Origin of the sequence: [Phormidium] sp. LEGE 05292, assembly GCF_015207735.1 — a bacterium.
GTDB lineage: Bacteria > Cyanobacteriota > Cyanobacteriia > Cyanobacteriales > Aerosakkonemataceae > Floridanema.
In genome coordinates, this window is the sequence record NZ_JADEWG010000098.1 from 1 (window position 1) to 24742 (window position 24742).

Consider the following 24742-nt stretch of genomic DNA (forward strand, 5'->3'; position numbering starts at 1 on the left):
GCCCCCCTGCCCCCCTGCTCCCTCAAGAGCGGGAAGTTTCTGCTACAATTTGGCGATTATTGTAGAGATTCATTGCCTTTTCTACTCCCTGTCTCAAACTCAGTTCTACTGCATCTACAACTAGTTGAATAACTTCCGAGATTAAGCCAGTTTCGTTACTAGAAAAACGTCCTAAAACATGGGAAATTGAGTCTTTGTCTTCTGTAGGAGTTGGTGGTTTACCGATACCGACTCGTAAGCGGGGAAATTTATCTGTATTTAAATGTGCGATCGCAGATTTCATGCCATTATGACCACCAGCCGAGCCAGACAACCGCAGGCGAATTTTCCCCAAAGGTAAATCCATATCATCATAAATCACCAACACTGATTCTGGAGGCAATTTGTACCAATCGGTTAGCGATCGAACAGACTGCCCAGAAAGATTCATGTAAGTTAGTGGCTTCAGTAACCGGATTTTTCCCGTCGAGACAGCCAAACCTTCACCAAACAACCCTTGAAACTTGCGATTTTCCGATAAAGTAATTTGCCAACGCTGCGCCAAGGCATCCACTGCCATAAACCCAATATTATGCCGCGTTTGCTCATACTTTGTACCCGGATTTCCCAACCCAACAATTAATTGCGGAATCACTAACGCAGGTGAATCGGCTGCCGAACTCATAATTAAAAAATACCTTAACTTTTTTGCGTTGTTTCCGAGTTAGTCTTAGCAACTCCTTCAGACTTAGTTGGTGCTGCTGACTTCATCGAAGCCTCTAACTGTTGAGCTTCTCGTTGAAACTCGGTTTCAAATTCCTTGGAAGCTTCTTGGAAACCGCGAATCGCTTTACCCAAGCTGCGACCAATTTCTGGTAACTTTTTCGGCCCAAAAACTAATAACGCCACTACCAGAATCACTGCCATTTCCGGCAGTCCAACCCCAAATATATTCAATGCCTTACCCTCTCTAACTGCCTCAAATAATTTATAGCACTTCGCTTTGTTCCCGGTCACTGAATAAAAAAACCCGGTCAAGCCGGGAAAGCTGAAAATTTATCTCACCTGATCGTGGCAAGAAATTACCTACCAATGTTTGTCCAATCTACCTTGAAGCTTTCTAGAATCAGCGATGAGTTGTAAATTTGCAGAATAATCAACAGAAAAACGAAAAACAGCACCATGAAAACTGCCATTACAGAAGTCGTTCCCCAACCAGGAGCAACTTTACCATACTCCGAGTTTAAGGGTCTAAGTACATCTCCCAACCAAGTTCTTTGTGCCATGTGTCACCTAGTATGAATCTAAAATACTTATACTGTTGCAAAAAAAACGACAAGTTTAGCTCACCGCTTAGACTATGAGCTAATTTGGCGGTTTTGTAATGTTCTGTAATATTATAAAGGAATAGTACTCATAATTTATCTTAGATATGGAACCCGCAACAGTTCTTAGCATTTCCATCGGTGTAGTGATTATTGCCATTACCGCTTTGTCTATCTATACAGCTTTCGGGCCTCCAGCAAAGCAACTGAGTGACCCCTTTGAAGATCACGAAGACTAGATGGCGATCGTACTTGTGGTGGAAAACAGGAGTGCAAAGGAACTGGGGACTAGGTACTAGGGACTGGGATTCCTGATTCTGGCTAGCTTTAATTAATCAGCTTTAATTATCACCATAAGTACGGTATAACCAAGGTACAACTTTACATTAATAAGTAGTTTTATTGCTAGATAGTAATTTAAAACTTACTCTAAATAAACCCAAGATTATGAGTTGTTAATTAAGTTTATTTGACAACTATGAATTAATAATAAATTATTATTACGAAAAATCAATATGATAGATAAACATCTAGTACAAACAAAAATTTTAAGATAGAATGCTTTCGTTCGGCTGAGAATTCTGAATTAGCCCTTCAGGAATTAGCCACAAACAAGGAGACAGATATTCATGGAAACGCTTGCATATTTACATTGTGCTTCCACTTGTGAGGAGATTGCTCCTGTTGAACCAGTTTTCGGAGAAGATGATGCCTATTTATTTGATGGCCTCATCAGCGTCAAAAGACTCTCCAGTTTAGCTCTGTTGGGACTTCTGCCTCTCTCTGTTGCATTGGGCGTTATGGCCAATCCTAACGTTGCTGAAGCTGGCGGTTGGTATGGTCGCTGTGGCGGAGGCTGCGGTCATCATCAAAGAGCTCGTGGCTACGTAGTCACCAAGCATATGTTCGTCAAGAAACATATTATCGTCAAAAAAGTTGTCTGGGTCAGACCGCTATACTATAGACGCTTCCACTGTTATCGTCCGATCCGGCATTGCGGAGTTTATAGAGTCCACAGAGGCTGTGGCGGATACGGTGGCTATGGTGGCTATGGTGGCTATGGTGGCTATAGGTGATTTAAATCTAGCGTGGAAAGCAGAACTATCGCTATATTAAGCCAAGATTGAAGTAAGTTGTATCCACAAGTTAACAACTTATCGAGTAAAGAGGCGTTGCACATTAGAAAGAAATGGCAACGCCTTTTGTGTTTTTCGGTGAGAAAAATTGCGGGTGAGTTGACGACAGGAGTAAGTTTTACAGAACGGATTATCTGGATACGAAGTTAAAAAAATAATTCCCCAGTTAAAGAAAGAGAATGAGAGGCGATCGCTAACTTACTCACAATAAATCAATTTCATAGATAAACATAAATCAATTTAATAGATAAACATCTAGTGTAAAGAAAAATTTTAGGGTAGAATAATCTCGTTCGGCTGAAAATTCTGAATTAGACCTTCAGGAATTAGCCACAAACAAGGAGACAGATATTCATGGAAACGCTTGCATATTTACATTGTGCTTCCACTTGTGAGGAGATTGCTCCTGTTGAACCAGTTTTCGGAGAAGATGATGCCTATTTATTTGATGGCCTCATCAGCGTCAAAAGACTCTCCAGTTTAGCTCTATTGGGACTTCTGCCTCTCTCTGTTGCATTGGGCGTTATGGCCAACCCTAACGTTGCTGAAGCTGGCGGTTGGTATGGTCGCTGTGGCGGAGGCTGTGGTCATGGTGGTCGCGGCTACGTAGTCACCAAGCATATTTTCGTCAAGAAACATATTTTCGTCAGAAAAGTTGTTTGGATCAGACCGCTACGCTATAGACACTTCCACTGCTATCGTCCAAGACCCATTTGCGGCGTGTACAGAGGCTGTGGCGGGTACGGTGGCTACGGTGGCTACGGTGGCGATGGCTACGACAATCCTTTTGTTTATGGTGATTAAATCTAGCTTGGAAAGCAGAACTATCGCTATTTAAGCCAAGCTTGAGGTAACTTGTATCGACAAGCGAACAACTAATCAAATAAAGAAGCGTTGCACATTAGAAAGTAATGGCAACGCCTTTTGTGTTTTTTGGCGGGAAAATTTTAGATTATACCTTGCCCACGATGGCGCTGATCTTGTTCCATCGTTAATTTACCCTGTTCGTCTTCACTTAAATCTTGGATTTCTTGAGCGCGTTCTGCGGTGAGTTCTGCTTCTTTTTCTCTTAAATCTCCGGGCTCATTGATGTACATTTCTGGTTCGATCGCATAATTATTGACCAAACCTTCTTTATCAACAGTATATCCATCGGTAGTATTGATACTACCGGAATCGGTTTGATCGTTAGTTGCAGCTTCTGCTTCCCGCCCTTTGTTAGGAAGTGTTTTGAAAGTATCGCCTTCTCGTTCCTTCCGCGCAGCGGTATCTGCGGGGACTATATGGGGATCGTAGTTATCAGCTTCAGCTCTATCGGATGTATCAGCAGTAAAATGTGGGGATTTATCTTGGTCTTTCATAATCTAACTTCCTCAAAATTCAACCTTTGATATTTTCAGAGTAATTCATGGTTTAGTTGAGGAGTAACTATCTAGGGTGAGAAGTTGCGATCGCTTCCGTATCATCCTTTAGACTAGTAGACAATAGCATCAATAAACTTTATTTTTTAACTGCTTAATAGTGATCAAACAAGTCTGGAATCATTCTAGCATCATTGAGATTAGTATCTCTTAAATCCGCATCATTGAGAATTGCGCCAAACATATTTGCTTGAGCTAAATTTGCCCATCGTAAAACAGCCAAAGTTAAATTAGCATTCTGAAGATTCGCATTTTTCAGATTAGCACCTTCTAAATTCGCACTAGTTAAATCAGAATTGCTTAAATTAGCCCATGACAAATTAGCATTATAAATATATGCACTAATTAATTTTGCTCCTGTCAAATTAGCCCCTGTTAAATTAACCATATTCATCAAAGTTTTACTTAAATCTGCATTGGTGAAATTAGCACCACTTAAATCCGCCTGATTTAAATTAGCCGCTTGTAAATTAGCGTTGCTCATATTAGTTTGGAGCAGTTTAGCTCCTACTAAACTTGCTGTTACTAGATTTGTTCCTTTAAAATTAGCACTGGATAAATTAGCATCTTTTAAAGTGGCATCACCCAAATAAGCTGCACTAAAATCAGCATTAGTTAAGTTAGCACTTTCCAATTTAGTAGATTCCAAGTCAGCATCATTGAGTTTAGCACCTGATAGATCGGCGGCTCCTAAATTGGCATTAGTTAAATCAGCTTCCCGTAACACCGCATCTTTTAGAACCGTATTCATCAGGTTAGCATCTCTCAAATCAGTTCCTCTAAGTTTGGCATCTCGCATTCTCGCACCCCGAAAATTAGCACCTCTTAATTTAGCATTTCGCATCATTACTCCGCGCATTTTGGCATTTTTAAAATTGGCTAATTCTAAATTGGCGCTTCTGAGAACTGTATTTTGCAATTGTGCTTCTTGGAGGTTTGCATTTTTCAAATTAGCTCCTTCTAACATGGCACCTGATAAGTTAGCATTACTTAAATCTGCTCCCTGAAAATTGCCTCCCCGCAAGTCTATTTTACTTAAATCACAATTAGGACAATTGTTAGTTGCTAATAGTTGTTTAACATGATTAGGGTTAGCAGCTTGTACGGAAGTTGCTAAAAAAATTGATGATAAATAAATTACCAAATTCAAGAGGTGTTTTTTCATAATCCCCACAGTGCAACAAGTATATACAAATGACCAACGACCAATAACTAATAATTAAATACCATGACTTTTGCCAATTACCCAATGTCGGCGGAAGAATCTCGCTAAAGCTGATTCTTCTAAGGATAAAAAAATCGGACGACCATGTGGACAGGTGCGGGGATTACGGGTATTCTGCCATTGGGTTAGTAAGGTTTGCATTTCTGGTAAAGTTAGGGGTGTACCGTTGCGAATTGCGCTGCGACAAGCAACAGCAACTTGCGCTGTTTGTAAGTCTCCTCCTAAGCTTAATTCTCTTAAGGCATCTGCACAATCTTTCCTTTGGAAAAGTAATGCTGGGGCGTTACGAACTGCCCAAATTTGTTCGCCAAAAACTTCTATTTCTAAACCTATGCGCTGTAATTGTTCTAATTGTTGTGGGGAAAGTTGATTGAGAATTATTGGAGGTTCTATAGGGACGATTTGCCAATGTTCGCATATTTGTTCATATAAAACTCGTTCGTGGGCGATGTGTTGTTCTACTAGCCATAATCCGGCGGGATGTTCTGCTACTATGTAGGTGTTATTGACTTGGGCAACTGCCCGAAGTTCCATTAAAGTTATTTCACTTTTTTTTGCTGTTTCTGGTTTAATTGTACGATCGATCTTATAATTAGCTTTTTCTTCGGCAACGGTGAGTAATTTTCCGATTCTTTGGTTGTGAACTGTTTCGGAGATATTTTGAGGGTTAAGATTTAATGCTTGTTCGATCGCACTCAAAATCTGTTTCTGTAAATAACTAACACTATGCAGATAAATTTCTGCTTTGGCTGGGTGACGATTCCAATCTATTTGATCGGGAGATATTTTTAAGTGTAAGAAACAGACAGGAAAGCGATCGCGTGGTAAAGTCCGAGCAAAAGCTGTAAAAATAGTTTGCTCTAATTCAGATGATTTAATAATTCTGCCATTTGTTGCTACTTTCACCCAATCAGGACGGCGACGGTGACATCTATCTGGTAAACCTAAAACTAATTCTAAATATTCAGCTTGGCTAATTTTTCGCGGTTCTGAACTATCCAGTTCTGCTAATAATTCCATTTTCAAATGTTGCAAATCTCCTAACTTTAAATCACGGATAATTTGTGGTAAAATATCTTGAGCAGTGGTTCCCGGACTAATGGTAAACCAAGGGCGATCGTTTTGTTCAACCTGCAAAGTAATTTGGGGATGACAGATAGCAATTTGGTGAATTATGGCTTGTAGCGATCGCATTTGTTGAGCAGGAGTTGGTAAACCTTGACGACGCACAGGCCAATTACCGAATAAATTAGAAACAGTGACTATCGTTCCGGGTGCGATCGCGATCGCTTCTTCAATTACAGGTTCCCCCAAATTATCATATAAAATTCGCCATCCTTCAGAATTGTCGATCGCCCGACTAGCAATTTCTAAATCTGATAATTGCGCTAAACTATGTAACGCTTCCCCGCGAAAACCTAAAGTAGTAATCTTCCATAAATCATCATAATCATGAATTTTACTAGTACTATGAGCGGTGGCTGCTAAACGCAAATTATCTAAATCCATCCCACAGCCATTATCCGCCACGCGGACTCGCCAAAGTTCTGCCCAAACAGAAATAACAATTCTGGTTGCACCTGCATCCAAAGAATTTTCGACTAATTCGCGAACAACTGCGGCTAAAGAATCAATTACTTCGCCAGCAGCTATTAAATTTACAACTTCTTTAGGTAAGCTTTGAATAAGGGAAGATGCCATAAAATTAAGTTTAAGGTAAAATCAACTAACTCAACAGTAGAGTTAGTCAGTGATAATCATTGGTGAATAAACTATCTTACAACTTTTTTTACAAGCTTTAGAAAAAGCCGATCGCATCTCGATCCCCAACCATCCCGACACGATCGGAATTCGCCAAAACTTAGAAGACTTACGCAGCAAAATCAACACCTCTCTACCAAAAGAATGAGAGTTGTAGGTATGTATACGATCTCCCAGAAGAAAGATTAATTCTGCCCGATACCTAGCTACATTTCTAACAGATGTAGTTGAGGAAATAAACATGGAAAATAACCTGGAAAATAACTTGGAAAATTTGACAGACAAGGTGCAGGACGCGAAAGAAACCGTTAAAGAAAAACTGTCTGATGATATTAAACACTCAGGCGATAAAGTTTCTGAAGCAATTTTAGATGCTAAAGAAAAATTGCCCAACATTACTCCTACTCCTCCGGGAATCAAAGCACAATCTTCTGCTCACGACTTAAAATCTCGTTTAGAGTGGGGCGAACCAGCGTTGACTATTTTTGATGTGCGCGATCGCGAAACCTTCAACAATGGTCATATCATGGGCGCAATGCCTATGCCAATGGAACAATTATCACAAGGTATTGAACCTTCTCCTTCCTTAGCTCTCAACCGTGATATTTACGTTTACTCTGACAGCGACGAGCAAACTTCTCAAGCTGCCAGCCAACTTCGTAACTCTGGCTTTGTCAACGTTTCCGAACTCCAAGGCGGTTTAGCTGCATGGAAAGCGATCGGTGGGCCAACAGAAGGTGTTGTTGAGTCGATGACTCCTCCCAGTGCAGGCGACTATAACGTAGTCAGCCGCATCTCTGAAGAATCTGCAAAATCTGCAAAGCAGTAATTACTCACACTTGCACTCCTGAGCAGAGCCTCTGTTTTCGTTCCCAGGTTCAACCTGGGAACGAGATTAAGGAAGATTCTGCCTCTCTTAAGGAGTTAAAGGTAGGGGCGAACGCGAGTGCGTGCCGTAGGCATCAGCAAACGGAGCAGAAAATCTAGGGTTTGAGCCAAAAATTGTCGCCGGAATGCTTCGCCCCTACAAAGGCTTCATTTTTTGCCAATTTGGATACAAAAGCATGAATTTACACTAATGTAAATAGTTTGTCTATAAAAATTTGCAATATCCGAAATAAGTTGTTACATTGCAAGTATTGTCAATGAAGATGTAATACGCTATGAGCCGGATATTGGATTTGATTCCTAGCCCGACACCCTTAAGGGAGCAATGTTTGGTTTATGACTTAAAAGCCCGTTTGGACTGGGGAGAACCAGCCTTAACAATTATCGATGTGCGCGATCGCAACCAGTTCAACACCAGCCACATCTTAGGCGCTGTACCGATGCCCCTCAACCAACTAGTAGAACGCGCCCGCGCCAGTTTAGAACTAAACCGCGATATCTATATATATGGCGAAAGTGACGAAGAAAGTGCGATCGCCGCAGCCAAACTACGTGCATCAGGATATATCAACGTATCGCAAATCAGAGGTGGTTTACCCGCATGGAAAGCAGTAGGGTATCCGATCGAAGGTATTCCATTTCCCAGCAACTTTTACCGATAAAAATTCCCTTTATCAATGATTTTTTATCAAAACTTCAAAAAACTTTTAAGCCCGGTGAAACCGGGCTTTTAATTTGAATTAAAGCATTTAAAATTTTGGATGTTAAACTTTGAATTACTGAGTTTAAAAACTCATAGCTTTATAACTCTTAGCTTCTAATTCCAACATAGCATCAATCATTTGTTGGGCATTATAAAGTGCTTGTCCCATATTGCTTACTCTGACACCATATTGAATCCCTTCGTATGTCCATTGCAGCCACATTTCACTTTTTCTTTTAAACGGCTTTAGATAAATGGGAATAGCATGATAAGTAGTAACTGGGGTTGATTTAACCATTTTTATAGCTCTCGCTCCTTGACGATAAAGAATGTCTTTGTGAGTAACGAGTAGCTTGCACCCCGATTTTTTGCTTTTCACTTTCTTTGATTAATTCATCAATACTTATATATGTAACAATGATTTTAAGTTGGTAAATCTACCTTAAGTCCGTAACTGAAAGTAGTTTTAGCTCTTTCTACTGGGAGATGGAAGGGGCAGGGGGACAAGGGGACAAGGAGATGGGGAGATGGGGGGACAAGGGGACAAGGGGACAAGGGGACAAGATGAATTTTTCTACTTCTGCCTTTGTTACCTTCTACCTTCTACCTTCTGCCTTTCTTACCTTCTGCCTTCTGCCTTCTGCCTTCTGCCTTTCTTTATCGTGCATAGTACATGGGTAAAGTTACGGTGACAGTGGTTCCTACTCCAACTTCACTTTCTATTGTTATGTTGCCTTTGTGTAATTCTACACACTGTTTTACAACTGATAAACCTAATCCAATTCCTTCTACATTACCAATATTGCTACCTCGATAAAACCACTCAAAAATATGAGCTCGATCTTCTCCGGGAATACCAATACCAGAATCTTTGATGCAGAAAATTATTTGTTTATCTTTAGTCATTAAGTCAAATTGAATTTCGCCACCTTCAGGAGAATAGCGAATGGCATTTGAGAGGAGATTTGCCAAAATATACCGCAGTAATTTCCGATCCAAGCAGGCGTTAGTATGTTCGCATTTGGCGTAGAAGTTAATTTTGGTTCTTTTTTCTTCATCAAATGGCGTTTGGGATATGAGTTTTTGGCAGAATTGTTCTACATCTAGTATTGATGCGCTAATTTGTAATTTTCCGGCTTCTGCTTCACTGATTAATATCAAATCATTGAACAACTGGTGAATATATTTAACACTTGCTTGCAAGTTTTGCAGTTGCTGAGTTTTTCTTTCTTGACTCCATTCTTGCGAATAATTTGTCAAAATTTCGGCGGAAGCGAAAATGTTAGCTAAAGGAGTGCGAATTTCTTGGGAAACTATGGAGATTAACCGAGCTTTCATTTGATGAAGCTGTCTTTGTTTACACAGTGCTTTGTTAATCTCTGTTGTTATTTGCTTATGTTTAGTAATATCTCGGAAGGTAACGACGACTGCATCACCGTTGATTATGGAATCATCAGCTAAGGGACTGAGGGTATATTCGTAATCTTCTATGCCGTTAATTCCATACAAACTGAATTCATCGGTGATGGTTACTTTTGTTGATGCAACTGTTTGTCTTTGGGTATCAAACTTTTCGACAATTTGGGGGGGAAATCCTAAATCGTAACCAGTTTTTCCCACTATTTCTGTTGCGGCTAAACCGAAAATTTTGGCGGCGGCTGGACTGGCGTAGAGGTATTTTCCTGTTTCGTCGATTAAGCAAATTTTTGCTGGCGATGCACTGAGAATTCGATCGAGCATTCGCCACTCTTTTTCAATTTGTTCGGCTTGCTTACGTTGGGAGATGTCTTGAATTTGCCAACGCAATCCCACTACATTTCCGTAAGAGTCTAGTATCGGTACAGCAATACAAGCGGCTGGTAACGGTTGTTTGTTCCTGGGTTGAATTTCTAATTCCCATTCTTGAGTTGTTTTGCTGCTTTCTAACAGGATTAAATAATTGCGAAAGTTGCGCCGTTCTGTGTCTGAAAGGAATACAATTAATGGTTTGCCAATTAAACGATCGAACCTAACACTCAACAACTTTTCTGCGGCTTGATTTGCTTCGGAAATCACTCCATCAACATCTGTCACCAAGTAAGCATGAGGAGTAAAGTCAAACAATTCTTGATATCGCTGTCTTTCCGATTCCAACAACATTTGGTTGATAGCAAGCTCTTCATTTTTGCTGTGCATTTCTTCTAACGCACACTGCAATTCATGTAAAGTATTACTGAGTTCATCTAAACTTTCCCTCAGCAATAATTTTTCGGTTTGGGAACTTGTTGCTTCGGCAAATATGCGCCAAGCAGGTTTGCTTTTACTGGGCAGCTGTTCGGTTTTTTCCCACAGTTGCTCTAGTTTTTGAATGGCGGCTTCCAGCTGAGTATCAAAGATGTCTTCAATCATGATTTTTTAAACTTGGTTCTTAAAGGAAAATAGTAGAGTTCCTAAAAAAAATTGCTGGATTAGTTTTTACAAAAGGAGCTTAATCAAATTATTCAGGAAATTTACTAATAATTTGAATTAATTTATAAATTTTTAATATATATTCTTTTATCATAAAATACTTAGCATGGCTTTCATCTATCTAAAGTAATAAGTAGTTATATATTTTTTTTGTAACGATCGCAACTCCTGAAACAATTGCTTAAAACAGTATCAGAATAGATTAACTCATATCTGTTTTTAAATTATTGTCTTCGGTATTTGCTTCTATATTATCAATATTCAGGATTTGATTTTCGCCTTGCACCAGCACTCGACGAATCACTTCGGCTTTGGAGTCTGCTTCTTGTGCTTGTTCTGCAAAACGATTTGCTGAGATTGAATGATTTCGCTGTTTGGCTCGCTTGGCTAATTTTCTTGATAAAGCTGATTGCTCTTTTAGTGCTCTCAATGCTACCCAAAGTGCTTGTTCCAATGCGTCTGATTGTTCAGCGAACAAACTGTCTGGGGAAAAAGCGTGTCCTGTGCGACAGCGAAACCGCAAAAAGTTGCCGTTATTTAATTCCCATAACACGCCACCACATTCTGGACAAGAGTAAGGTGACTCCTTTCCCGGACGTTCTAAGCTTTGTACTGCTTCAGCATCTAACTCTGCCATATCAGTTTCCATAGCTAACTGAGAATCAACTGAGTTATTATTTGTTTCTACTGGTTCGTGAGCTAAAGTAGCTAATTTTTCGCCAATTTCAGCGATAGGTAATACATAGTCTACTTCGACATTTTCGATCGCACTCCCAGGCATTCCATCATAAAGCGCTTCTTCGGGATCTTGCGCGATCGCAATTCCACCCAGTTTTTTGATTTCCAATAAACCTGCTGTCCCATCATCAAGTGCTCCCGATAGTATTACACCAATTACTCTTGACTTGTATGCTCGTGCAGCTGAGCGAAATAGCGGATCGACGGCTGGACGATGGCGATTTTCTTTTGGCCCATGAGCTAAATTAATATATCCTGGTTTGATTATTAAATGTAAATCTGGAGGCGCAACATAGACCCGTCCATGTTGAATTTCCTCCCCATCTTTGGGATGAGTTGCAGGTATATGACCACGACGTTGGAGAATTTGTGGCAAAACGCTGTTACTGTGAGCCGCAATATGAATAACTACAAAAATTGCCGCTGGAATATCTCCTGGTAAGCTGCGAACTAGTTGACTTGCTGCCTCTACACCACCTGCTGAAGCTCCAATCACTATGATGTCGTGTCCTGGCATTATTTTAATAGTTAGGGATTTTTACCCTATATCTGTTAAATACGATAATATAAATAATTTGCTTTATACATTAAACTTTAGAAAGATTCACATATTTATTTGGGTTTGCACAGTCAATAGTCTCCAGTACAAATTCTTTTTTTTTTTTAGTATATTACGATAGTTCAATGGTTCAAGATCTTTTCTTCTGATAGCTAGCAAGTGTTCTTTTGTATCATTTAGTACTTAAGTTAATTGTAAATATTTGTTGGCTATTGGTTGAGGAAAACAGAAATCTGTTAGATATATAATTATAGAGATAAAAATAATGATTTTACAAATCCCTGTGAGTTACTCAAATGAAAAAAATCAACTAAATCAGTCTCAAGGGTTATTCTTTGATATTGTAGGAATAACTGCATCTTCAGACGGCACTGATGCGATCGTCAATATCCTCAATAAGTTACCGAAGGATTTGCCAGTTCCAATTTTAATAGTAAAACATTTAGCTAGTAACTATAAAAGCTATTTTCCGAGTATTTTTGGTTATCAAAGCTTATTAATAGTTAAAGAAGCAGAAAATGGAGAAAAAGTCAAACCTTCTATAGTTTATGTTGCACCACCGAATTACCATTTAATTGTTAATGCAGAAAGAGAAATTTCTTTAACTCAAACGGAAAAAGTCAAATTTGTGCGTCCCTCAGCAGATGTATTATTAAAATCGATAGCAAAAAATTATCAAAAAAGGTCGATCGCAGTAATATTAACAGGTGCAGATTCAGATGGAGCAGAGGGAGTGAAAGCAATTAAGAAAATGGGGGGAACAGTAATTGCTCAGAATGAAGCAACATCAGGGGTGTTCGGAATGCCTGGAGCGGCAATTGCCACAGGTTGTGTTGACTTTATTTTGCCGATTGATAAAATAGGAGAGGCGATCGTTAATTTGGTGCATAAAGGAGCGATCGAATGAACAAAGCCACACCACAAGACCCAGAATTTGAAGGATTACTACAATACTTAAAACGCAATCGCGGGTTTGATTTCACAGGCTATAAACGTCCTAGTTTAATGCGTTTAATGCGAAAGCGCATTCAACGAGTAGGCGTGGAAAGTTTCAATGATTATTTAGATTATTTACAAGTACATCCGGGTGAACTAAACATACTTTTCGATACATTATTACTTAACGTTACCAACTTTTTCCGTGATGCAACAGCATGGGAAGTGTTAGCAGGAGAAATAATTCCCGGCATTCTTGATGCTAAACCAAACAACGAACCGATTCGAGTTTGGAGTGCTGGTTGTGCATCTGGAGAAGAAGCTTATACTATTGCTATTTTACTAGCAGAAGCTTTAGGGTCAGAAGCCTTTAGAAATCGCGTGAAAATATATGCAACAGATTTAGATGAAGAAGCATTAGTGCAAGGTAGGCAAGCAGTTTACACTTCAAGAGCTTTAGAAAGTGTACCAGAAGAACTGCGGAAAAAATACTTTGAAGCTTCGGGAATGAATTATATTTTTCGTACTGACTTAAGACGTTGTGTAATTTTTGGTCGCCATGACTTAGTTCATGATGCACCTATTTCCCGCTTAGATTTATTAGTGTGTCGCAACACTTTGATGTATTTTAATGCAGATATTCAAGCCAGAATTTTAGCGAGATTTCACTTTGCTTTAAATGATACAGGGTTTTTGTTTGTCGGGAAAGCAGAAATGTTGCTAACACACGCTAATCTTTTCCAACCAGCAAACTTGAAATATCGAATTTTTTCTAGAGTACCCAGGATTAGTTTACGCGATCGTTTATTAATCATGGCAGAATCGGGAAACACCGAAGCCAGCAATCAATTAGTAGGAAATATGCGTTTAAAAGACGAAGCTTTTGAGTTGTTACCACTCGCTCAAATAGTAATAGATATTCAGGGTAATATAGTGCTGGCTAATCGGCAAGCTAGAGTATTATTTAATTTAAGCACGCAAGATTTAGGTCGTCCGTTACAGGATTTAGAGTTATCATATCGTCCGGTGGAATTGCGATCGCGCATTCAACAAGCATACACCGAACGCCGCACAGTTAATATACCAGAAGTTGAATTAATTCGCAGCGAAGAGAGCATTATATATTTAGAAATTCAAGTAGTTCCTTTATTAGATAACTCTGCTGATGCACTAGGCGTAACAATTGTCTTTCAAGATATCACTCGCTACAACGAATTAGAGCGAGAATTACAGCGTTCTACCCAAGAATTAGAAACCGCATACGAAGAATTGCAAAGCACAAATGAAGAATTAGAAACCACCAATGAAGAACTCCAAAGTACTAATGAAGAATTAGAAACCACCAACGAAGAACTGCAAAGTACTAATGAAGAATTGGAGACAATGAACGAAGAACTCCAATCAGCAAACGAAGAATTACAAACAACCAACGATGAACTCCGCCAACGAACAGAAGAACTCAACCGAGTCACCATATTTATGGAATCAATATTGACTAGTTTGCGCGTTGGTATGATAGTTTTAGATAACAGACTCAGCGTACAACTTTGGAACGGAAGAGCCGAAGAATTATGGGGTTTACGTGCCGAAGAAGCCGTTGGATATTTCTTTTTTGACTTAGATATTGGTTTACCAGTTGAGCAATTGCGCGGACTAATTCGCGCCTGTCAAACTGGAAATACCGAAGAACAAACAACTGTTGTCGATGCGGTAAACCGTCGAGGAAAAAATATTCGTTGTCGGGTAATTTGTACATCCTTAATCGTAGAAAATCGACCAGAAGGTGTCATTCTATTGATAGATGAACGACCAGATTAAAGTAAAGAAGATTAGATAAATTAAGAGGATGTTTGAAAAGGGTTTGGCGGTTAAAACCGCGACTACACAAACTAAGTCCGCTTGACAAGGACTATAAACCTGCCTCCGCAGGTTTTGTTTGTATAGCCTCAATTTTAATCTTAAGAAAAAATAATTAAATACCAAATTAAATCTATGTCTGAAGAACAGCAATATATAGCTAAATTAATCGAAGAACACGCTCAAAAAAGTTTCCGACACGGCAAAGAAGTTGAAGCGCAGGGAAAATCAATTCAAGAAAACGCTCATTCAATTGAAGAGCAAGAACATGGTAAATTTATTGAAGAAAAAGGAAAGTTGATTCAGCAAAAAGCCAAAGTAGTTGAGCGCCATGCAAAGGTAGCCGGACATTATGCTAAATCAGTAGAACATTCCGATCGTGCAACTGAAGAGCACGTTCAAGCAACCACAGAACAGATTCAAGCAACAGTAGAACACATTGAAGCTACTAGGCAATACATTAAACTATCTCAAGAAGCTTTAAATAAATCACAAAGTCACATTAAAAAGCTAAACAATGAATAAAAGTTTTAGCCGCCGCTTATTTTTACTTTGTAACCCAAAGTTTTGAGGATTTCGAGAAGTTTTTGTTTGTGTTCGCCTTGAAGTTCGATCGTATTTTCCTTAACAGTTCCCCCAGCACCGCATTGAGTTTTTAACTTTTTCAGTAAATCTGCCAAAGTTTCCGGTTTCGCTTGAAATCCACTAATTACTGTAACAGTTTTCCCTTTGCGTCCTTTGCTGGAAGCTTGCACTCGTAAATCTTGTTGATTTGGCGGTAATTCTTGGATTGGTCTTTCAAAAGCAGCAGAATTATTTTGATTGCCAAATTCGGAATAAACAACACGATTTTCAGTGGGTTGAGAATCGGAATTTTTACGTTTAGAAGACATAAATTTCACCTTAACTATTAAACTAGGTCTGTTGTGAACACTTTAGTGTTCATAACGACTGAAGTCGAAACAACGAACTTTCAAGATTTTGGTCTGTTGTGAGGACTTTAGTCCTAGTACGACTGAAGTCGCAACAACGAACTTTCAAGATTTTGGTCTGTTGTGAACACTTTAGTGTTCATAACGACTGAAGTCGCAACAACGAACTTTAGAATTTTTTACCACAGATGTCCACAGATGAACACAGATGTAAGAAAGAGATTTTAGGTTGAGAGTTAAAGCCTAATTTTAAATTTCTTCCCTGCCCCTGGAGTTCCCCTGCTCCCCTACCCCCTCGATCGTAGTACATTGGGAGAAGTTGAAATTTTTTTCCGAAATCACTGTGACACTGACCCCTATTAATCCCCAACAAACTAACGAAGCGACACAAGTACCCGACGCATTAGGACGTTTTGGACGTTTTGGCGGCAAATATGTGCCGGAAACATTAATGCCTGCTTTAAGCGAGTTAGAAGCGGCGTTTCAAAAATATTGCGCTGACGCAGACTTCCAAAATGAACTTCAGCAGTTACTAAAAGACTACGTTGGTCGCCCCACACCTTTATATTTTGCCGAACGTCTCACCGCCCATTATGCCCGACCAGATGGCAGCGGAGTGCAAATTTATTTAAAACGAGAAGATTTAAACCACACCGGAGCCCATAAAATTAATAATGCCCTAGCTCAGGTATTGCTGGCAAAGCGGATGGGCAAACAAAGAATTATTGCCGAAACTGGGGCAGGTCAACATGGCGTAGCAACGGCAACCGTTTGCGCGAGATTCGGTTTAAACTGCATCATTTATATGGGCGTTCACGACATGGAACGTCAAGCGTTAAATGTGTTTCGGATGCGGTTAATGGGTGCAGAAGTTCGTCCTGTTTCCGCTGGAACGGGAACGCTGAAAGATGCGACTTCGGAAGCTATCCGCGACTGGGTGACAAATGTCGAAACTACACATTACATTTTAGGTTCGGTAGCGGGGCCCCATCCTTACCCGATGTTAGTCAGAGATTTTCAGGCGATTATTGGTCAAGAAACTCGCGCCCAAGCTGTAGAAAAATGGGGAGTTTTGCCCGATATCCTCCTCGCTTGCGTCGGTGGTGGGTCAAATGCAATGGGATTATTTGCCGATTTTGTTAAAGAACCAAGTGTGCGTTTAATTGGGATAGAAGCAGCGGGTGAAGGTGTGGACACAGGAAAACACGCCGCAACCTTGACAAAAGGACAAGTTGGTGTATTGCACGGAGCGATGAGCTATTTGCTGCAAGACGAGGAAGGTCAGGTAATTGAACCACACTCGATTAGTGCTGGTTTAGATTATCCTGGGGTTGGGCCAGAACACAGTTATTTAAAAGATTCCGGGCGGGCTGAGTATTACAGCGTAACAGATGAAGAAGCGTTAGAAGCATTTGGGCGGCTTTCGCGGTTGGAAGGGATTATTCCGGCGTTAGAAACTGCTCATGCGATCGCGTTTTTAGATAAACTTTGTCCTCAGCTAAGTGGTAATCCCCGGATAGTAATTAACTGTTCTGGACGTGGTGATAAGGATGTGCAAACTGTAGCCAAATTCTTAAATTCTTCAGAATCATCACAATAATAATGTTCAGAAAAGTCAGCAAAATTGCTTATCTAAGTTTATTTCTGGTTGTAGGACTGAATGGCTGTGATGTAATTAGGAACATAGACTCTTTTATGCAACCAGAAATTTTACCCAATAATTCGGAAATTGTTGCCCAAAACCCAAATACACTTACTAATTTAGAAAGATCGATTCACGAACAGGTAAATAAATATCGTCAATCGCAAAAACTCCCACCTTTGCAATTAAATTCGGCAATTACTCAACAATCAAGATTGCATAGTCAAGCAATGGCGAGTGGGAAAGTTCCCTTCAGTCACCAAGGATTTGAACAGCGAGTAAATGCGATCGAAAAATCAGTTTCTTACAGTAGTGCTGGGGAAAATGTTGCCTATAATCAAGGATACAAAGATCCGGCTACCCAAGCAGTTCAAGGTTGGTTAAAAAGTCCCGGACACTTAAAGAATATTCGGGGGAATTTTAACTTAACGGGGATAGGGGTTGCTCAAAATAGCAAAGGCGAATATTATTTCACACAGATTTTCATTCGCAGCCGTTAAAAATTTATGCAATTAGAAGACTTTCAAGTTTGCGATCGCGACCTGCCCGACGACTTATTATCCCAATATTTGCAAGCGGAAGCCGTAGCTGTAGATACAGAAACAATGGGGTTGTTGCCGTTGCGCGATCGTTTATGTTTAGTACAATTATTTTGTCCAGGTTTCATCACCGTAATTCGCATCGCTAAAGGACAGCTAGAAGCACCAAACCTAAAACAATTAATGGAAGCAACTAGCATCACCAAAGTATTTCACTTTGCCAGATTTGACGTAGCCCAATTACGACATAATTTAGGAATTCAAGTAAACCCAATCTTTTGTACTAAAATAGCCAGTAAACTAGCCAGAACCTACACCCAAAGACACGGATTAAAAGACCTAATTCAAGAATTAGAACAAATAGAACTAGATAAAAGTGCCCAAAGTTCCGACTGGGGAAACGCCGCCAACTTAAGCGACGAACAACTACGCTACGCCGCCAACGACGTGCGTTACTTGTTAAGCGCCAAAGAAAAACTAATTACAATGCTAAAAAGAGAAGAACGTTGGCAACTAGCCCAAGAATGCTTTCAAGTATTACCCGTCATAGTACAACTAGACCTACTACAATACAAAGACATATTTGAACATTAACATCTCCCCCCAACAATAAATTAAAAAAAACATCTGCGTACCCTACGGGAAGGCTATCGCCTACATCTGCGTTCATTTGCGTTCTAAAAAAAGATATCGCAAGACACCCAAAGATGACAAAAATATCTGTGTTTATCTGTGTTCATCTGTGGATATCTGTCGTAAAAAAAAGCAGATAAACGCAGGTAAAAATCCCGTTTATCTGCCATTTTCAAACCAACAGCAACCTATTTTTCAGGAGACTGATAGTAAACTTTTGACCCCGCATCAGGAACAAAAAAGCAACTAACATAAGAACGCCAGAAACTTTCCCAAATAGGTCTATCAGACTTGCGATAATAATCACCCAGAATCGGCTTAATCGCCTCAGTAGCAGTTATCAAATGATAATGAGGCATATTCAGAAAAATGTGATGCGCCACATGAGTCCCAATATTGTGGTGAATCGGATTAATAAAACCATAATCATGGTCAATAGTAGAAAGCGCACCTTTGAGAAAATACCAATCCTCACCACGATACCAAGGAATATCAGGATCGGTGTGGTGTAAATAGGTAACTAAATCCAACCAAACGACAAACACAATGTATGGCGCGAGGTAAAACTTAACCAGAAATAACAAACCAAACTGGTAAGTCAAGAAACCCAAAAAACCCACCATCGCAATCAAAAGAAAAGTACTAGTAAGTACATCCCATTTTTCTGAAGGACGAAACAGCGGACTACTAGGAAGAAAATGAGAACCCTTTTTCCCAGGAGAACGCTTAAACAGATAAATTGGATAAGCCAACAGTAACAAATTGAAGCGAATTAACTTTTCAGACCAGTGCATTTGTTCATACTTGGACTGACTAACCGGATACCAACTTTCATCCGTATCAATATTTCCCGTGTTAGCGTGGTGTGTTCTGTGGCTAATCCGCCAACCATGATAAGGAACCAAAATCGGAATATGGCTGAGGTGTCCGATTAAATTATTTAACCACTTGTGCTGCGAAAAAGAACCGTGACCGCAGTCATGTCCCACCACAAATAAAGCCCAGAACATGGTTCCCTGCATCAACCAAAAGAGAGGGAAAAACCACCAGGAATCTAGAAAATAAGCTAAGGCATAAAGCCCAGCAATGATGGAAACATCTAAAACGAAGTAAAAAAGTGACTTCCAAACAGAAGGTACAAAACAATAAGCAGGGATAGCAGCCTTAAGGTCTTGTAAAGTAAAAGGCAGTTCCCCTTGACGAGGCGACGGGTCTGCTACAGAAGGCTGTCTGAGTTCGACAATATTAGATGGCACTAAGTTTTTATTAGACCCGATTTTGAGACAACAGGTATCATTTTATCCTCTTATGTCACTTCAGGGTTAGTAGAATTTCTGAGTTAGTTTTAATACTTTTTTGTTAGAAGAGGATTAAGTTAAATTTCAACCAGCTAAAACTCCATATCAGTTCTTCGCGCCCCCTGAAAATCCACCTTTAACGCTTTCACTTCTGCCTTAACCCCTGCTTGCTGCCAAGCAGACTCCATCGCCCGACAAACAACTTCCGCTTTTTCCGTATCTGCCAAAGCCAAAAGAGTCGGCCCCGCACCACTAATCACCAAACCATAAGCTCCAGCATTCACCGCTGCCGAGTAAACCGCATCATAACCTTTAATTAAACTCTGGCGATAGGGCTGATGAATTTTATCCTGCATCGCCACCCGCAACCAATCTCCCCTACCAGTTTCCAACCCGCGCACCAACAAACCGAAATGCGCCGTATTAAAAATCGCATCCCCGCGACTATACTCGCTTGGCAAAACACTCCTCGCCTCCGAAGTCGAAAGCTCAAAATCAGGAATTGCCACCACCGGAATCACATCCCAATGCCAAGGAATATTACAAATCTCCCATTCCTCTCTGTGTTCTCTGTGTCTCTGCGGTTCCATAACTAATCCCGTCGCCGCCAACCGACAACCGCCCAAAAAAGCCGGAACTACGTTATCTGGGTGTCCCTCCATTTCAATTGCCAACTGCATCACTTCTACCTGGCGCAAAGGTTCCCCCGCTAAAAGATTAGCACCCACCAAACCGCCAACAATTGCCGTCGCTGAACTACCCAAACCTCGCGCCAAAGGTACTCCTAATTTAATGTCAATTTCTACAGCTGGGGGTGTTTTGTCAATATGCTGATAAAATTTTACAAATGCTTGATAAAGCAGGTTGCTTTCGTCAGTTTGGACTCTTTCTGCTTCTGCGCCAGTGACGTTAATTTTTAGTGCTGTTTCAGCTGAATTGATTTGGGTAAATTGGAATTCGTTGTAAAGGGATAAAGCTGCGCCAATGCAATCGAAACCTGGGCCAAGGTTGGCAGTTGTGGCGGGAACGGCGATCGAAACGGTAGACATTCTAATTGGTTTATATAATGCAGTTATTAACAATAGCAGAATTTTGTTTTTTTTGAACCACGAAGACACGAAGGACACGAAGAAAGAGAAGAGAGGGTTATTTGATGGGTTTTTCTTTTAAGTGGGTTTCTAGCCAGGTGGTTTCGGTTTCGGATAAGGCATTGTTTTAGATCTTAATTCCTTGCTCCACGAGATCTATTACAGTAACGATGGGTAAGACGAGCATTTTCAGGTATTGTTTTCCCACCTCTCCAGTAATGCTGGATATGATCTATTTCAGCATCATCAATGTCATGAATATGCTGATTACAAATTTGGCAAGTAGGATCTTGTTGATATAATTCTTGCTTCAGTTTAAACGAAAATGCACGAGGTTCATTGTTGTTAATACTAACTAAAGATTTTAGCCTTTGTAGCCAAACTTCAGCACGGTATTGAATTCTTTCTGGCTTGTCAGTAGTACTACTAATATACTCAACAAACGTGGTATCATTAACCATTAAATCAAGGAATTCTTCCCTTATTCGATCAGCCATAGGGATAATTTGCGATTTTTGATAATAACTAAAACTATACAAAATTGTATCCCAGAGGGCGACATTTAATTTATTCTCCCATCCATTTCCATTACCATCTTTGCTTGGATTAAATCGACGAAAAGCATTATTCCCAAAAACTATATAAGCCATTTCTATAGATTTATTGAAAACTTCTTGCATTTCTTCCTTGTCTTGCGGACTCAGACTCTGATGCTTCTCCATTTCAAAATTAAGAAACCTTTTCATTGGGCCTTTATACCTCAAATGCGTGTTGCGCCACATTGCAAAAAAGCGCAGAATCAGCTGTCTATCACTCATTCGTGGATGAGGCGTAGAAGAACCCATGACCTTTAGCATATATGGGTTTTTAGCCAGTTCACAGAGAAGATTGTTGTAGTTTCCTCTGTAAATACAATTTCGTAGTTCTTGGTCGTTAAGCTTCTCAGCCCCTAAATTTAGACGTTCAAACATTTCAAATTTTACATCGGAATCAGAGTCTTTTTGAATTACTATTACACGGATTATATAATTCAAAATTTTTTCTTGTAATTCTGATTCCAAATCTTTAAAAGCTTTTCGATTAAGTTCTGTCATTACTTGTAGGCTAGAAAGTTTAAAGTCCTGACCGTTAGGTAATTTTCCATTAATAAATGCACAAATACTAGTCAATCTTTGTTGCCCATCAACAACCGAGTAAGTATTATTTTTTTCTTCAGCCACATAGATAACTGGAATTGGAATATCGAGAAGCAAAGACTCAATTAATCGGCTTGATTTTGTTTTATCCCAAACAAAGTATCGCTGGAATTCGGGTTGGAGGTTGAGCTTACCTCGATTAACCCATGAATGTACAGTTTCAACAGGTAAATCTTGCCTATCAGTTTTAACGCGCCTTCTTTCTAGGGGTATTTCTAGGGAATCTTCATCTTCATCAGCTTGTTCGATAATAATCTGATTATTCTCTTCTTCAATCATATTCACCTACTTTTTATTGGTTAAATTGGTTAAAAGTTAAGGGGGGAATTTCCCCACCTTAACTTTTGTTAAAAGTCGCTGTAATTTTCTATTGCTTGCTTCATCCTTTCTATTACTTCCGCAACTGAAAGTGCGCCTAATTCTCCTGAAGCACGAGTGCGGATATTCAAAGAATTTGATTCAACTTCTTTTTCTCCGACGATCGCCATCACGGGAATTTTTTGGGTTTCGGCATTGCGAATTTGTTTCCCTAAACGTTCGCCACTGGTGTCAGCTTCGGCACGAATTCCTAAAACTTGCAATTCTTTGACAACGTTTTGAATGTAAGGTAAAAATTCATCTTTGACCGACAATAAACGAATTTGAATTGGTGCTAACCACAAGGGAAAATCACCTGCATATTCTTCAATCAAAATCCCAATTAACCTTTCTAAAGATCCAAAAGGTGCGCGGTGAATCATTACCGGACGTTTCCGAGAACCATCTTCGGCAACATATTCTAATTCAAATCTTTCCGGTAAATTGTAATCTACCTGGACAGTTCCTAATTGCCATTCTCTATCTAAGGCATCTTGGAAAATAAAATCTAATTTAGGCCCATAAAATGCCGCTTCTCCAATGCCTTCAAAGTAATTCATTCCCAGAGTTTCAACTGCACGACGAATCGCGTTTTGTGAGGTTTCCCAAGCTTCATCAGAACCAATATATTTATCAGAAGCAGGGTCGCGAAAACTTAGTCTGGCTTTGAAGTTTTTCAGTTGTAAACTCTTGAATACGGAAAGAATTAAATCCACTACATTCAAGAATTCAGCATCTAATTGTTCGGGGGTGACAAACAAGTGAGAATCATCAACTGTAAAACCACGAACTCTGGTTAAACCGCCTAATTCTCCTGATTGTTCGTAACGATAAACGGTGCCGAATTCTGCCAAACGCATTGGCAATTCCCGATAGGAACGTAACTCACTCTTGTAAATTTGAATGTGGAAAGGACAGTTCATCGGCTTGAGAACAAATCCTTGTTCAACTGCCTTTGCTTCTTCGTCGTCCGCCATCATCGGGAACATATCTTCTTTGTATTTTTGCCAATGTCCTGAAGTTTTGAATAAATCGACTCTGGCGATGTGCGGGGTAACTACTGGCAAATAACCGCGTTTGAGTTGTTCTTGTTTGAGGAAGTCTTCTAAGGTACTTCTTAAAATGGTGCCTTTGGGAGTCCACAATGGTAAACCTGGGCCAACATCATCAGTAAAGATAAATAATCCGAGTTCTTTACCTAATTTACGGTGATCTCGGCGCAGTGCTTCTTCTTTGCGGCGTTTGTATTCTTCTAGTTGTTCGGGATTTTCCCAAGCCGTACCGTAAATCCTTTGCAATTGCGCTTTGGTGGCATCTCCGCGCCAATAAGCACCTGCGACGGTTTCTAGTTCAAAAGCTTGGGGATTTAATTCTGCGGTATTCTCAACGTGCGGCCCTGCACAAAGATCCCACCATTGCTCACCTAAATGATAAATGGTAATGGGTTCTTGTAAACCTTCGAGGATTTCCAGTTTATAAGGTTCGTTGATTGTCTTGATGCGGCGTTCTGCTTCTTCCCGACTGACTTCTTCCCGAATAACTGGCAGTTTGCGATTGATGATCTTAATCATCTCTTTTTTAATCGCTTTTAAATCTTTTTCGGTGAATGGCTCTGGACTATCAAAGTCGTAATAAAATCCATTTTCAATCCAAGGGCCGATCGTCACCTGTGCTTTGGGAAATAGTTTCTGCACAGCCATCGCCATCACATGGGAAGTTGTGTGACGGATTTTCTTTAAGGTTTCTGATTCACTAGTACGTGGTAAGTGGATTTTTGCAGGCTTTTCCTGAGAATCGGGTGATTCTGATATAACGGATGGCTGATTAACCATGAGAAAACTATCTTCAACTAATAAACAAATGTTTCGATCGGGGATGCAATTCCCCCATAGCCTCTATCTTACCTGTGCTTCGGTGCAGAGGGGCAGAGGGGCAGAGGAGCAGAGGAGCAGGGGAGCAAACTTAAAACTCAGAACTTTCTCCCTAACTCAAAACTCAAAACTTTCCTAGCCCCTTGTCCCCTTGTCCCCTTGTCCCCTTGTCCCCTCTGCTCCCCTGCTCCCCTGCCCCTCTGCCTTTCT

General features: G+C 40.1%; 26 protein-coding genes. 11 read left to right on the top strand and 15 right to left on the bottom strand.

Annotated features, from left to right (window positions below; all coding sequences use genetic code 11):
* Nucleotides 1-22: 22 nt before the first annotated feature.
* The 3 genes from pth to psbH all read right to left on the bottom strand — a co-directional run bounded on the left by pth (nt 23) and on the right by psbH (nt 1265).
* A complete protein-coding gene (gene pth / locus IQ264_RS22340; RefSeq protein ID WP_193983014.1) occupies nt 23-664 on the bottom strand; it encodes an aminoacyl-tRNA hydrolase in 642 nt (213 codons plus the stop codon).
* A 14-nt stretch (nt 665-678) separates the two neighbouring features.
* On the bottom strand, nt 679-936 hold the full coding sequence (locus tag IQ264_RS22345) for a TatA/E family twin arginine-targeting protein translocase (protein WP_193983015.1): 258 nt from the start codon (nt 934-936) through the stop codon (nt 679-681).
* Nucleotides 937-1061: 125 nt separating this feature from the next.
* Nucleotides 1062-1265, bottom strand: a complete 204-nt coding sequence (psbH, locus tag IQ264_RS22350; protein ID WP_193983016.1) for a photosystem II reaction center phosphoprotein PsbH — start codon at nt 1263-1265, stop codon at nt 1062-1064.
* Between the two features lie 146 nt (nt 1266-1411).
* Between psbH and psbN the strand changes: the two genes are divergently transcribed.
* From psbN to IQ264_RS22365, 3 genes are all read left to right on the top strand, one after another.
* Complete coding sequence (psbN, locus tag IQ264_RS22355; protein WP_193983017.1) at nt 1412-1543, top strand: photosystem II reaction center protein PsbN; 132 nt, start codon at nt 1412-1414, stop codon at nt 1541-1543.
* A gap of 552 nt (nt 1544-2095) precedes the next feature.
* Complete coding sequence (locus IQ264_RS22360; protein ID WP_193983018.1) at nt 2096-2380, top strand: hypothetical protein; 285 nt, start codon at nt 2096-2098, stop codon at nt 2378-2380.
* A 414-nt stretch (nt 2381-2794) separates the two neighbouring features.
* Complete coding sequence (locus tag IQ264_RS22365) at nt 2795-3244, top strand: hypothetical protein (RefSeq protein WP_193983019.1); 450 nt, start codon at nt 2795-2797, stop codon at nt 3242-3244.
* Between the two features lie 143 nt (nt 3245-3387).
* On the opposite strand, the gene IQ264_RS22370 is transcribed toward IQ264_RS22365, so the two are convergent.
* The 4 genes from IQ264_RS22370 to IQ264_RS22385 all read right to left on the bottom strand — a co-directional run bounded on the left by IQ264_RS22370 (nt 3388) and on the right by IQ264_RS22385 (nt 7090).
* Nucleotides 3388-3801 (bottom strand): hypothetical protein, encoded by a 414-nt coding sequence (locus IQ264_RS22370; RefSeq protein ID WP_193983020.1) that lies wholly within the window; start codon nt 3799-3801, stop codon nt 3388-3390.
* Nucleotides 3802-3955: 154 nt separating this feature from the next.
* Nucleotides 3956-5026, bottom strand: coding sequence for a pentapeptide repeat-containing protein (locus tag IQ264_RS22375; protein ID WP_193983021.1), 1071 nt, complete (start codon nt 5024-5026; stop codon nt 3956-3958).
* 54 nt (nt 5027-5080) lie between these two features.
* A complete protein-coding gene (mutL, locus tag IQ264_RS22380) occupies nt 5081-6787 on the bottom strand; it encodes a DNA mismatch repair endonuclease MutL (protein ID WP_193983022.1) in 1707 nt (568 codons plus the stop codon).
* Nucleotides 6788-6829: 42 nt separating this feature from the next.
* On the bottom strand, nt 6830-7090 hold the full coding sequence (locus tag IQ264_RS22385; RefSeq protein WP_193983023.1) for a hypothetical protein: 261 nt from the start codon (nt 7088-7090) through the stop codon (nt 6830-6832).
* Between IQ264_RS22385 and IQ264_RS22390 the strand changes: the two genes are divergently transcribed.
* Complete coding sequence (locus tag IQ264_RS22390; protein WP_193983024.1) at nt 7089-7676, top strand: rhodanese-like domain-containing protein; 588 nt, start codon at nt 7089-7091, stop codon at nt 7674-7676. The genes IQ264_RS22385 and IQ264_RS22390 overlap by 2 nt on opposite strands.
* Before the next feature lie 334 nt (nt 7677-8010).
* Nucleotides 8011-8397: a rhodanese-like domain-containing protein gene (locus IQ264_RS22395; RefSeq protein WP_193983025.1), complete on the top strand. Its 387-nt coding sequence runs from the start codon at nt 8011-8013 to the stop codon at nt 8395-8397.
* A gap of 123 nt (nt 8398-8520) precedes the next feature.
* Here IQ264_RS22395 and IQ264_RS22400 read toward each other — a convergent pair whose 3' ends face one another.
* From IQ264_RS22400 to IQ264_RS22410, 3 genes are all read right to left on the bottom strand, one after another.
* On the bottom strand, nt 8521-8736 hold the full coding sequence (locus IQ264_RS22400; RefSeq protein ID WP_193983026.1) for a hypothetical protein: 216 nt from the start codon (nt 8734-8736) through the stop codon (nt 8521-8523).
* A gap of 359 nt (nt 8737-9095) precedes the next feature.
* Nucleotides 9096-10826, bottom strand: a complete 1731-nt coding sequence (locus IQ264_RS22405; protein WP_193983027.1) for a sensor histidine kinase — start codon at nt 10824-10826, stop codon at nt 9096-9098.
* A gap of 262 nt (nt 10827-11088) precedes the next feature.
* A complete protein-coding gene (locus IQ264_RS22410) occupies nt 11089-12141 on the bottom strand; it encodes a chemotaxis protein CheB (RefSeq protein WP_193983028.1) in 1053 nt (350 codons plus the stop codon).
* 307 nt (nt 12142-12448) lie between these two features.
* Between IQ264_RS22410 and IQ264_RS22415 the strand changes: the two genes are divergently transcribed.
* The 3 genes from IQ264_RS22415 to IQ264_RS22425 all read left to right on the top strand — a co-directional run bounded on the left by IQ264_RS22415 (nt 12449) and on the right by IQ264_RS22425 (nt 15501).
* Nucleotides 12449-13090 (top strand): chemotaxis protein CheB, encoded by a 642-nt coding sequence (locus tag IQ264_RS22415; protein WP_193983029.1) that lies wholly within the window; start codon nt 12449-12451, stop codon nt 13088-13090.
* The gene (locus IQ264_RS22420) at nt 13087-14937 is read left to right on the top strand and encodes a CheR family methyltransferase (RefSeq protein WP_193983030.1); all 1851 of its coding nucleotides are present in this window, start codon (nt 13087-13089) and stop codon (nt 14935-14937) included. The genes IQ264_RS22415 and IQ264_RS22420 overlap by 4 nt, the downstream gene beginning before the upstream one ends.
* A gap of 174 nt (nt 14938-15111) precedes the next feature.
* Complete coding sequence (locus IQ264_RS22425; RefSeq protein WP_193983031.1) at nt 15112-15501, top strand: hypothetical protein; 390 nt, start codon at nt 15112-15114, stop codon at nt 15499-15501.
* A 5-nt stretch (nt 15502-15506) separates the two neighbouring features.
* Here the strand turns inward: IQ264_RS22425 and IQ264_RS22430 are convergent, their stop codons facing one another.
* Nucleotides 15507-15869 (bottom strand): translation initiation factor, encoded by a 363-nt coding sequence (locus tag IQ264_RS22430; RefSeq protein ID WP_193983032.1) that lies wholly within the window; start codon nt 15867-15869, stop codon nt 15507-15509.
* Nucleotides 15870-16251: 382 nt separating this feature from the next.
* Between IQ264_RS22430 and trpB the strand changes: the two genes are divergently transcribed.
* From trpB to IQ264_RS22445, 3 genes are all read left to right on the top strand, one after another.
* The gene (gene trpB, locus IQ264_RS22435; protein ID WP_193983033.1) at nt 16252-17508 is read left to right on the top strand and encodes a tryptophan synthase subunit beta; all 1257 of its coding nucleotides are present in this window, start codon (nt 16252-16254) and stop codon (nt 17506-17508) included.
* Nucleotides 17509-17603: 95 nt separating this feature from the next.
* The gene (locus tag IQ264_RS22440) at nt 17604-18050 is read left to right on the top strand and encodes a CAP domain-containing protein (RefSeq protein WP_228061735.1); all 447 of its coding nucleotides are present in this window, start codon (nt 17604-17606) and stop codon (nt 18048-18050) included.
* 6 nt (nt 18051-18056) lie between these two features.
* Nucleotides 18057-18683: a ribonuclease D gene (locus IQ264_RS22445; RefSeq protein WP_193983037.1), complete on the top strand. Its 627-nt coding sequence runs from the start codon at nt 18057-18059 to the stop codon at nt 18681-18683.
* A gap of 227 nt (nt 18684-18910) precedes the next feature.
* Here IQ264_RS22445 and IQ264_RS22450 read toward each other — a convergent pair whose 3' ends face one another.
* The 4 genes from IQ264_RS22450 to thrS form a co-directional block, all read right to left on the bottom strand.
* Nucleotides 18911-19978, bottom strand: a complete 1068-nt coding sequence (locus tag IQ264_RS22450; RefSeq protein ID WP_193983039.1) for a DUF3474 domain-containing protein — start codon at nt 19976-19978, stop codon at nt 18911-18913.
* A 134-nt stretch (nt 19979-20112) separates the two neighbouring features.
* Nucleotides 20113-21069 (bottom strand): homoserine kinase, encoded by a 957-nt coding sequence (gene thrB / locus IQ264_RS22455; RefSeq protein ID WP_193983041.1) that lies wholly within the window; start codon nt 21067-21069, stop codon nt 20113-20115.
* Nucleotides 21070-21242: 173 nt separating this feature from the next.
* Entirely contained in the window at nt 21243-22583 is a 1341-nt protein-coding gene (locus IQ264_RS22460; RefSeq protein WP_193983043.1) for a GmrSD restriction endonuclease domain-containing protein, read from the bottom strand.
* A gap of 68 nt (nt 22584-22651) precedes the next feature.
* Entirely contained in the window at nt 22652-24493 is a 1842-nt protein-coding gene (gene thrS, locus IQ264_RS22465; protein WP_193983045.1) for a threonine--tRNA ligase, read from the bottom strand.
* Nucleotides 24494-24742 lie beyond the last annotated feature (249 nt).

Bases quoted from the DNA above. Each gene is read 5' to 3' on its own strand.
- pth (WP_193983014.1), bottom strand. From the start codon at position 664: ATGAGTTCGGCAGCCGATTCACCTGCGTTAGTGATTCCGCAATTAATT.
- psbH (WP_193983016.1), bottom strand. From the start codon at position 1,265: ATGGCACAAAGAACTTGGTTGGGAGATGTACTTAGACCCTTAAACTCG.
- psbN (WP_193983017.1), top strand. From the start codon at position 1,412: ATGGAACCCGCAACAGTTCTTAGCATTTCCATCGGTGTAGTGATTATT.
- IQ264_RS22365 (WP_193983019.1), top strand. From the start codon at position 2,795: ATGGAAACGCTTGCATATTTACATTGTGCTTCCACTTGTGAGGAGATT.
- IQ264_RS22370 (WP_193983020.1), bottom strand. From the start codon at position 3,801: ATGAAAGACCAAGATAAATCCCCACATTTTACTGCTGATACATCCGAT.
- IQ264_RS22375 (WP_193983021.1), bottom strand. From the start codon at position 5,026: ATGAAAAAACACCTCTTGAATTTGGTAATTTATTTATCATCAATTTTT.
- mutL (WP_193983022.1), bottom strand. From the start codon at position 6,787: ATGGCATCTTCCCTTATTCAAAGCTTACCTAAAGAAGTTGTAAATTTA.
- IQ264_RS22390 (WP_193983024.1), top strand. From the start codon at position 7,089: ATGGAAAATAACCTGGAAAATAACTTGGAAAATTTGACAGACAAGGTG.
- IQ264_RS22385 (WP_193983023.1), bottom strand. From the start codon at position 7,090: ATGTTTATTTCCTCAACTACATCTGTTAGAAATGTAGCTAGGTATCGG.
- IQ264_RS22395 (WP_193983025.1), top strand. From the start codon at position 8,011: ATGAGCCGGATATTGGATTTGATTCCTAGCCCGACACCCTTAAGGGAG.
- IQ264_RS22400 (WP_193983026.1), bottom strand. From the start codon at position 8,736: ATGGTTAAATCAACCCCAGTTACTACTTATCATGCTATTCCCATTTAT.
- IQ264_RS22405 (WP_193983027.1), bottom strand. From the start codon at position 10,826: ATGATTGAAGACATCTTTGATACTCAGCTGGAAGCCGCCATTCAAAAA.
- IQ264_RS22410 (WP_193983028.1), bottom strand. From the start codon at position 12,141: ATGCCAGGACACGACATCATAGTGATTGGAGCTTCAGCAGGTGGTGTA.
- IQ264_RS22415 (WP_193983029.1), top strand. From the start codon at position 12,449: ATGATTTTACAAATCCCTGTGAGTTACTCAAATGAAAAAAATCAACTA.
- IQ264_RS22420 (WP_193983030.1), top strand. From the start codon at position 13,087: ATGAACAAAGCCACACCACAAGACCCAGAATTTGAAGGATTACTACAA.
- IQ264_RS22425 (WP_193983031.1), top strand. From the start codon at position 15,112: ATGTCTGAAGAACAGCAATATATAGCTAAATTAATCGAAGAACACGCT.
- IQ264_RS22430 (WP_193983032.1), bottom strand. From the start codon at position 15,869: ATGTCTTCTAAACGTAAAAATTCCGATTCTCAACCCACTGAAAATCGT.
- IQ264_RS22440 (WP_228061735.1), top strand. From the start codon at position 17,604: ATGCAACCAGAAATTTTACCCAATAATTCGGAAATTGTTGCCCAAAAC.
- IQ264_RS22445 (WP_193983037.1), top strand. From the start codon at position 18,057: ATGCAATTAGAAGACTTTCAAGTTTGCGATCGCGACCTGCCCGACGAC.
- thrB (WP_193983041.1), bottom strand. From the start codon at position 21,069: ATGTCTACCGTTTCGATCGCCGTTCCCGCCACAACTGCCAACCTTGGC.
- IQ264_RS22460 (WP_193983043.1), bottom strand. From the start codon at position 22,583: ATGATTGAAGAAGAGAATAATCAGATTATTATCGAACAAGCTGATGAA.
- thrS (WP_193983045.1), bottom strand. From the start codon at position 24,493: ATGGTTAATCAGCCATCCGTTATATCAGAATCACCCGATTCTCAGGAA.